This is a genomic window from uncultured Gimesia sp. (assembly GCF_937910335.1).
GTDB lineage: Bacteria > Planctomycetota > Planctomycetia > Planctomycetales > Planctomycetaceae > Gimesia.
Window position 1 is genome coordinate 1 of the sequence record NZ_CALEMX010000613.1, and the last position, 9,335, is coordinate 9,335.

Genomic DNA, 9,335 nt, shown 5'->3' on the forward strand with positions numbered 1-9,335 from the left:
CGTAAATGGACCGGATTTTATTCACCAGGAATTCCGAAATTTGGCGATGCCTATTGGGCGGGTACACCCGATAACTGGCTGATGGATATGTTAGGAACTACAGGTGTCAATATGAACTCGATTCATTCTGCAAAATTTAGTAGTGAGCATCATGGTGGTGCCTATTTTCTCTTTGCAGATGGACATGTTCGGTTCATAAGTGAAAATATTGAGTCGAATCCCGGAGCAACTACGGGATCGAACATGGGGATTTATCAAAAGATTGCGAATATCAAAGATGGTCAAACGATTGGAGAGTTTTGATCTTTCTCATCGCTTGAAGCAAGCAGGCATTATCGTTCGACAACTTTGAATTTCAGAATAGTGTCTTTAAGACACACATCAATTCAATTTCCGTAAATTGTGATTCTATCAGACCACGTCGTAAAAGAGTGAGCACATGTAAGATGAATAACTTTGGTAATGAGCAATTCGCACTCTTATACAAGGATACTGGAAATTGTTTCTATTTTCAATATACCCCCAGCCTGATCGGTCGAGACAGAAAGAAGTGCCACCTCATTCTTAATCATCATTCCGTGTCAAAAATTCATTGCGCACTTTTTTTATCAAAACATAGATTATGCATTTGTGACTTCGGTAGTCTAAATGGAGTCTTTGTTAATAAACAAAGAGTGAAATTCAAAAGACTGATTGAAGGAGATGACATTCAAATAGGGAAATACCAATTTCAGTTTATTGGAATTTTCAATAATTCGAATGCAGAACAACAGTTTCAGGAAACAAAAGAAAAAACAATCGATAACTATTCTAATAGTGAATATAGATTGGATGATCTTGCAATTTCACCACCGCTAGCAAAAGTATCTAATCCTTCACTTAATACTGATGACATTAATCTGGTAGAACTAGACGACTTCGACTCTGAAACAAGTGATCCTTTAGAAGATATTTACCCTGATGTCTCCCTAGACGAGGGTGTTTCTAGCTATGATCTCAATCCCTCGACAAAACTTTCTACGGAACCTCCAAAACTTAAGAGGCAAAAATACGGTCAGTCTGATGGACATAAAAAAAACAGGAAAGGCAATGGAATTGCTTTGTTTTCAATCAGTGACTTAAAAGAAAATCCATTATTAAGGCGTGTTTTTTATACTGTGGGTTTGATTGTAATTTTTTGGGGACTAAAAGAAATTTGGTACTCGGGAAATTCTGATAATGAAATTTACAATGCCTTGCAAAATAAATTGGCCATAGTTCAATCACACCGTGAGAGCGGAGCGGGACCTTTGGAATGGGAAGCATTAGCCAATGACTCCCATTCAGAATTTCAACCAATGATTAGTTATCTTGAAAAAAATGCAAGTGCCGAAAATAGAGCTCAGCAAGAGTTGTTGCGCGCTGCGCGGGACTGTCTTCCGAAGGTCTTTCTGGAGTCTCGCCAAGAAATTAGTTCGCATGAAAAGCTTCTGGAGGAACATTTGGAAATTGCACGCATGATTCTTAATAACGAATATATTGAAGAAAATAACTACGATTCAAAATTTCCGGTTAAGCCACCGGGTGGCTAAGGCAATATTGTTTCCCGATCTGTTTTGTCCTGGTTAAGTTCGGAACATATCGCCGACTAACATTAAGTGTAGATATCAAAGCGGGCAGGTCCAAAAGTGTACCAGATAAAGCATGCTACCCTGATAAGAGTTTCGCGAACAGCGAAACTTCGTGAGATTCGAAGCATTGTCTGATCTTTAGTGGCGCTGATACTTTTTAATCGTTCTTCAGTATTGTACGATTTGTAGTCATGTTTCATGAATAGACAAGTCAGATAGTCACCTTCTGCAACGAACAAAAATAGAAAAGCCCCGAATATGATCAGAATGAGTCTGAGACCGATTGTCGCTTGCTGTATACTGCCTTTAATGTTGTCTGGTTGTATGCAAAATCAGCCTTCTGCACCCCAGGCAACGGACCAGGATTCTTCAGCCATGATCGATGTCAAACCGCTGGTGAATCGAGTATTAACACAAGCAGAACAAAACGAACTGACCCCAGACCAGGTGATTACACTTCTAAAGGAAGGCAACCAGCGATTCATCGCGGGAACACTCACAAGCAGAGATCATTCGAAACAAGTTCGCGATGCCGCTCAAGGTCAGTATCCCAAAGCAGTCATCTTGTCCTGTCTTGATTCGCGGATACCAGTCGAGGATGTTTTCGATCGAGGAATTGGTGATATTTTCGTCGCACGCGTTGCCGGCAACTTTCAAAACACCGATATTCTCGGCAGTATGGAGTTCGCATGTAAGTTATCAGGGGCAAAGCTCGTATTTGTACTGGGCCATGAAAACTGTGGCGCCATAAGTGGGGCAATAGACGGTGCCAAACTGGGCAACATCACATCGATGCTGACCAACATTCAGCCGGCCATCGACCACTTTTCAAAATATGAAGGTGATAAAACGAGCCAGAATAAAGAGTTTGTACATATGGTCGCAGAGCAGAATGTCCTGGAAACAATCAACGGCATTCGAAAAAACAGCCCGGTCTTGCACGAAATGGAAAAGCAAGGCAAGATCAAAATTGTCGGCGGAATTTATAATATGGACACCGGAAAAGTCAGTTTACTCGAAGACTAATCTTAGTGGTTCTGGGGGATAATCAATGAGTTTGTCCCTGTTGTTTTCAAACCATCTCTTTCAGTCATTTAGCTCCTGTCTCTTTCGTCTCTGTTAAAAAGAAATGCTCAGACTTCCTCAGGCGAAATGGCATAAAACAGTTGATCGTGGGGATGCCGCAAGGTACGATCAAAGATGATTTATCTTACCGCAATCAGATCCCGCTCTGATTGCAAACAAGCTTCCACGCCACAGGAAAGATTCTCAGCATGTATCGACTCTCGCTATGCCTTTTGTTTCTAGTCTGTCACTCACTGATTACTTCCGCAGCAGAACCTGCCCAGAAAGAACCTACACAGACAGAACCTGTAGAATGGAAAGCCGGCGTTGCGTCTGCAAAGATCACACCCGCAAAACCAATGAGAATGGCTGGCTATGCAGGACGTAAGGAACCCGCAGAAGGGACCGAGCAGGATCTCTATGCCAAAGCACTGGCAGTCGAAGATCGTGAAGGCAACCGCGCAGTCTTTCTGACACTCGATCTGATCGGCGTGATCGACCGACTGCGGACCGATGTCACAACACAGATTCAGAAAAAATATAAACTTCCACCACAGTCGATCCTCATGAATGCGTCGCACACGCATTGCGGGCCCGCCTATGGTCGTGATGATGCGAAAGAATATTATGACACGCTGGCACAAACCCTGGTGAAAACTATCGGCGAAGCCATTGAAGGAATGCAGCCCGCAAAACTGAGCTGGTCGGCGGCACGTTGTTCGGTTGCCATGAACCGTCGTACGCCGACAGCAACCGGTTATCGTAATCACCCCAATCCAAACGGACTCGTTGATCATCAAGTGCCAGTGTTAAGGGTTGATAATCCCAAAGGAGAATTACAGGCAGTCATGTTCGGTTATGCCTGCCACAATACAACGATGGGCTTTCGCAAATGGCTGGGCGACTATGCCGGTTTTGCCCAGGAGTATTTTCAAAAAGATCATCCCGGCGTGACCGCAATGTTTATGATGGGTTGTGGCGGAGATCAGAACCCCTATCCGCGCAGCGAACTGCATTATGCACATAAACATGGTCGATCTCTAGCAACGGCAATCGAAGCAGCTCTGGAAGTCAATCAACGTGCCCCATTACACCAACGCGTATTGCACGGGCCGCTCAAGGCCGCTTATGAAACCGTGCAACTGGAATACCTGCCGGAAAAAAAACGCGAGCCCTGGGATTACCCGGTACAGGTGATTCAATTCGGTAAAGACCTGACATTGGTGGCGCTGGGCACAGAAGTGGTCGTCGATTATTCACTCCGCATCAAGCAGGAACTCTTTGAAGAAAAGGGACCCGCCATCTGGGTCGCCGGTTATTCAAACGTCTATTCCGGCTACATCCCCAGCAAACGCGTTTTGCTCGAAGGAGGCTACGAAGCGAGCCGCCCTTACAAGCCCGATGTCGAAGAACGCATTATTGGGAAAGTTCTGGAATTGAATGAAGGCTTGAACACAAAGGGTGCAAAATAACCAGAATTGAGACGAGAGGAAGACAGCGTCAAACCCTTGATTCATAGAATACACGAGATCTCAGATTGAGTTTTCTCCTCGTTTCGAATAAGATAAAAACTCATAAGTAAGCTTTCATGTGTTTGTGAGCAGGCCCTGTTCTAAATCGCTGGTTGGGAACGCCCGCTCTCTCGCCTGCCTGTTTGTTCCGGAGAAACCATCATGTATCCGGCCTGCCGTTTGAATCTGCGGAATGCTGTATGCGTTAGCATTCTGCCGCTGATTTTCTGCATAACGGCGGCTAGTACGATGGCGGAAAAGCCGGAGCCCGGGTTGGAACTCTTCGAAAATAAAATCCGCCCGGTGCTGATCGAGCACTGTTACGAATGCCATTCTGCCGCAACAACGGAAGTCAAAGGGGGATTGCGTGTCGACAGCCGCGATGCCATTCGCTCCGGAGGAGAATCAGGCGCCGCTGTCGTGCCACACATAGTCGACAAGAGTTTGCTACTGGATGCGCTGCGTCATGAATCCTTCGAGATGCCTCCGGGTAAGAAACTTTCCGCGGAGGTGATTGCCGACTTTGTGAAGTGGGTTGAACTCGGCGCCCCAGACTCGCGCGATAAACCACCTACACTGGAAGAGGCGGCTTCCCTTTCCTGGAAAACCATCTTTGCCAAACGGCGCCGCTGGTGGAGCCTGCAACCATTGAAGAATGCAAAACCACCCGTATTGGAAACGAATGACTGGTCGAAACAACCGGTCGACCGTTTTCTACTGGCGGATCTGCAAGCTGCCAATTTACAACCGGCCGCTGATGCAGAACGACGTACGTTGATACGTCGCCTCGCATTTGTCCTCACCGGATTACCACCAGACCCCGCACAGATTCAGGAGTTTGTGGCGGATTCTAAGCATGATCCAAAAGCCGCCTATGAAAAACTGGTCGAACAACTGCTCGCATCACCTCACTTTGGTGAGCGATTCGCCAGACATTGGATGGATGTAGTTCGTTACACAGATACCTATGGTTATGAATGGGATAACCCGGCAAAAGGAGCCTGGGAATATCGCGATTATCTGATTCGCGCGTTCAATCAGGATGTCAGTTATGATCAACTGGTGCGCGAACAGATTGCCGGCGATTTGTTGAAGCAACCGCGCATTGATCAGGACAGTGGTTTTCAGGAAAGTATGATCGGTCCCATGTTTTATCATATGGGAGAACATCGGCACGGCGACAGTCTGGATTTCAATGGCATTCATCAGGAGATGATCAACAATAAAATAGATGCCTTCTCCAAAGCATTTCTTGCCAATACTGTTGCCTGCGCCCGCTGTCATGATCATAAACTGGATGCCATCTCACAACGAGATTATTATGCGCTGGCCGCCGTGTTCATGACACCGCGCTGGACCTCCCGCGTGATCGACAGCCCTGGTAAACATGACGCATTGATCTTAAAACTCAAAAAGCTGCGCAGCGAAATTCATCAGGAATTAAAACAAGAATGGAAACAGCAGGCCAGCCATTTTGTCGAAGAGATTTCACTGGCAGTGCAGGGGGGAGCAAAACATTCGCGGTCCACGCTCTGGCGTACCGCATTCGCGCTTCCCGAAGATGCGCTTACTGATGATAAACAGAAGAAAAAAACAAAACCCCAACCGGGTGATGTGATTTATCCCGCGCAGCAATTACTTCTGAAAACGAAGCCGGCAGAACTCACATCTGTCTGGAAGCAGCTTGCCACAGAATGGAACACAGCCAGCCAGACACACCGCCAGCAGAATCAGAAACGCTTTCAGACTCTCACCAGTTTTGAAAATCCAAAGTTTCCGGCAGGTTGGCAAACAGAGGGAGATGGCTTGCGTTTTGGTTATGTTCGTAATGGAACGCCGTTGATTTCACTTCAGGGTGACAATCTGATTCAGCGTCTCTTGCCACAAGGTTATCATACAAATGCACTCTCCTCCAAATTACCGGGCGCCATCCGACCCCCTTCCGAACGGGATATTCCGGGGAAAATTGTCAGTCTAGAATTAGCGGGCGGCGAATGGAGTGGTTTCATCCGCGTTCCCGACAATGCATTCCAAACTGAGAATGTCATTTTCTTAAACCGTAATGAATCGAAATGGCAAACGTTTGCCGATCGACCGCTGGTGAATGGAATTCAACGGCTGACTTTTGAAATCGCCACCAGCGATCTGAATCCCAATTTTCCGCCTCGAACCGGAAAAGCGCGCGCAGGAAAAAACGTTCTGCCTGCCAAAGATTTTGGTTTTGATAAGCGGAGCTGGTTCAGTCTCACAAATATCGTAACGCACGAAGCAGCCGGCACGCCCGCTGATGAGCTGCAGCGGTTCGCGCCACTCTATCAAAGGCCCGCACCAAAAAGTGTTGAAGATGCATGTGCGCTTCTAGGCCGTTGGTTGGCGGCTGCTGTCAATCACTGGTCGGAAGATCAAACCAGCGCGGAAGAGATTAAACTCATCAACTGGCTATTGGAGCAGCAACTGCTCAACAACAGGGCCGAAAAAAATTCTCGGCTGGCTCAATTAATCACAGAGTACCGCAGCGTTGAACAACAGATTCCTTTTGCTCACACTGCAAATAGCATGGATGAACGAGGATTTTCGTCGGTCAAATATCCTTTAAACATCCGCGGCAGTGTGGATGAGCCAGGGCCACTGGTTTCGCGAGATTTTCTGGAAGTCTTCGCCGGTCAACATAACGTGAATCAGAGTCCGGGTAGTGGCCGACAGGAGCTGGCAGAGTTTCTTGTCAGCCCACAGCATCCCTTGACGGCCCGCGTTTATGTGAATCGGGTATGGCAGTGGATCTTTGGTGAGGGATTGGTTCGTACGCCCAATGACTTCGGACATCTGGGCGCATTACCCACGCACCCCGAATTGTTGGATTATCTGGCGCGGGAATTCATTGCCGATGGCTGGTCAACAAAACGGTTGATTCGAAGATTGATTCATACCCGCGCCTTTCGACAGTCGGGGCAGGTCACTTTGGCAGCAAATAATCTCGATCCTGACAATCGATTGTGGCACCATTATCCCACAAGGCGTCTCGAGGCGGAAGCCATCAGAGATACGATGTTGACAGTCTCCGGTCGACTGGACCGCCGCTTGTACGGGCGGCCCATCGAAACTCCTCGTTCCAAAGAAGATGCAGCCAAGCGACTATTTAACGGACCCCTCGATGGCGCAGGGCGGCGTTCGGTTTATTTACGGATGTCGATTATGGACCCACCTAAATTTCTGGTGGGCTTTAATCTGCCCGACTTGAAACTTCCGACAGGTAAACGCGATGTCACGAACGTTCCAAACCAGGCCTTGATCCTGATGAATGATCCCTTTGTAATGGCGCTCGCCAGAACATGGTCTACACAGTTGATGAAACAGGAAGAGAATTCGGTCGAACAACGCATTCAACACATGTTCCTTAAGGCGTATGGCCGCGCTGCCGATCAGTCAGAACTGAAACGCTGGATGGCTCTCGTAAATGATCTCGGGGGAACCGCCGATCAAGCAGACTTACTGGCAAACGCAAGTGTCTGGAATCATGTCGCACATGCGATTTTTAATACAAAAGAATTCATTTATTACCGGTAATTGATATGAATAACCAGCAATCTCAAAACAACTGTTGCCCGGGACGTCTGCCCGTATTCAACCGACGTGGATTTCTTCGAAACTCCAGTGCCGGCTTTGGCTGGTTGGCGCTCGCTAGTATGTTGGGAAAGCAGACTTCCGCTGAAGCGGCTACAAAACAAATCAAACCACATCATGCCGCCCGGGTGAAGAATGTCATCTTTTGCTTTATGGATGGCGGACCGAGTCACGTTGATACGTTCGATCCGAAGCCTGCTTTAAAAATGCACGAAGGGAAACCCATCGGCGAGGGTGCCGTTTCCAAACGTTCACAATCCAGCGCCGGACGAGTCTGGCTGGGAAGTCCCTGGAAATTCCAGCAGCGCGGCGAAAGTGGACTATGGGTCAGCGACCTGTTTCCACATCTCGCTTCAGTAGCAGATGAATTGTGTGTTGTACGTTCGATGGTCGGCGAGTTACCTTTGCATGGTCAGCAAAATCTCTTACTCCATACTGGGCGAATTATCGGCCAGGCTCCCAGTATGGGCGCCTGGGTCTCTTATGGTTTAGGTACGGAAAATAATAATTTGCCCGCTTATGTAGTGCTGAATAATGACTGGGTTCCCAACGGCGGACTGGAAAATTTTGGCAGTTCTTTTTTGCCGGCCACACATCAGGCAACGATGGTTCGCGCAAAAGGCGTTCCCGTTGATAACATCAAACCAGAAGATTCGCGTTCGCTCCAACGACGCAAACTGGCTTTACTCGCAGAACAGGATGCCGCATTTGCAAAAAGGGCATCACAGGCGTCTCCCATTGAAAGTGCAATCGCTAATTATGAAACCGCGTTTCGTATGCAGACACTGGTTCCGGAAGTTTCTGATATCACCCAGGAACCCCAGCACATTCAACGGGCGTACGGCGTGGATTCAAAAGACATGCATCAGCACTATTATGCCACACAGGCCTTGCGTGCGCGACGTCTCGTGGAAGCCGGGGTACGCTTTGTCGAAATTACTTGTCCCAGTTTTGACAGTAATAATTCCCCCTGGGATCAGCATGGATTCCTCAAAAAAAATCACGAAAAGAATGCACGCATCACCGAACAATCAGTGGCAGCGCTGATCACCGATTTGAAACAGCGCGGACTGCTCGATGAGACTTTGGTTATCTGGGCCGGGGAAATGGGACGCACACCTCACACGCCCAAAGTTACACCCACCTGCGGCCGTGATCACCACGTTAACGGCTATAGTCTGTTTATGGCCGGTGGTGGATTTAAAGGCGGAGTGACATTTGGTGAGACAGACGAATTCGGCAATTCCGTTATCATCAACCCGCTTACAATTCATGATATTCACGCCACGATCCTCCACCAGTTGGGTATCAACCATGAAGCACTTTCCTTCCGACATGGCGGAAGAGACCATCGCCTGACTGATGTCCACGGCACTGTAATCAAAGAAATTTTGAGCTGAAAAAAATTCTCGACTTCGCTTTCAGTTCACTCTGTTTACAGAAGCTCTAAGAGACGACGGAGTCAAACGGAAACGGGGAGAGCCTACGTAACAGAAGGTGGTTCAATTTTCGTTTCAGCGTCTTGCAT

General features: G+C 47.6%; 6 protein-coding genes. All 6 read left to right on the forward strand.

Going from position 1 to position 9,335, the window contains the following annotated elements:
• Positions 1–303 (forward strand): DUF1559 domain-containing protein (locus Q0668_RS25010; protein WP_298869285.1); only part of this gene is annotated, 303 nt, incomplete at its 5' end.
• A 143-nt stretch (positions 304–446) separates the two neighbouring features.
• Positions 447–1,571, forward strand: coding sequence for an FHA domain-containing protein (locus tag Q0668_RS25015; protein WP_298869286.1), 1,125 nt, complete (start codon positions 447–449; stop codon positions 1,569–1,571).
• 297 nt (positions 1,572–1,868) lie between these two features.
• Positions 1,869–2,636: a carbonic anhydrase family protein gene (locus Q0668_RS25020; protein ID WP_366918993.1), complete on the forward strand. Its 768-nt coding sequence runs from the start codon at positions 1,869–1,871 to the stop codon at positions 2,634–2,636.
• A 248-nt stretch (positions 2,637–2,884) separates the two neighbouring features.
• The gene (locus tag Q0668_RS25025; RefSeq protein ID WP_298869288.1) at positions 2,885–4,147 is read left to right on the forward strand and encodes a neutral/alkaline non-lysosomal ceramidase N-terminal domain-containing protein; all 1,263 of its coding nucleotides are present in this window, start codon (positions 2,885–2,887) and stop codon (positions 4,145–4,147) included.
• Between the two features lie 201 nt (positions 4,148–4,348).
• Positions 4,349–7,750, forward strand: coding sequence for a PSD1 and planctomycete cytochrome C domain-containing protein (locus Q0668_RS25030; protein ID WP_298869289.1), 3,402 nt, complete (start codon positions 4,349–4,351; stop codon positions 7,748–7,750).
• Between the two features lie 5 nt (positions 7,751–7,755).
• Complete coding sequence (locus tag Q0668_RS25035) at positions 7,756–9,207, forward strand: DUF1501 domain-containing protein (protein ID WP_298869290.1); 1,452 nt, start codon at positions 7,756–7,758, stop codon at positions 9,205–9,207.
• Positions 9,208–9,335 lie beyond the last annotated feature (128 nt).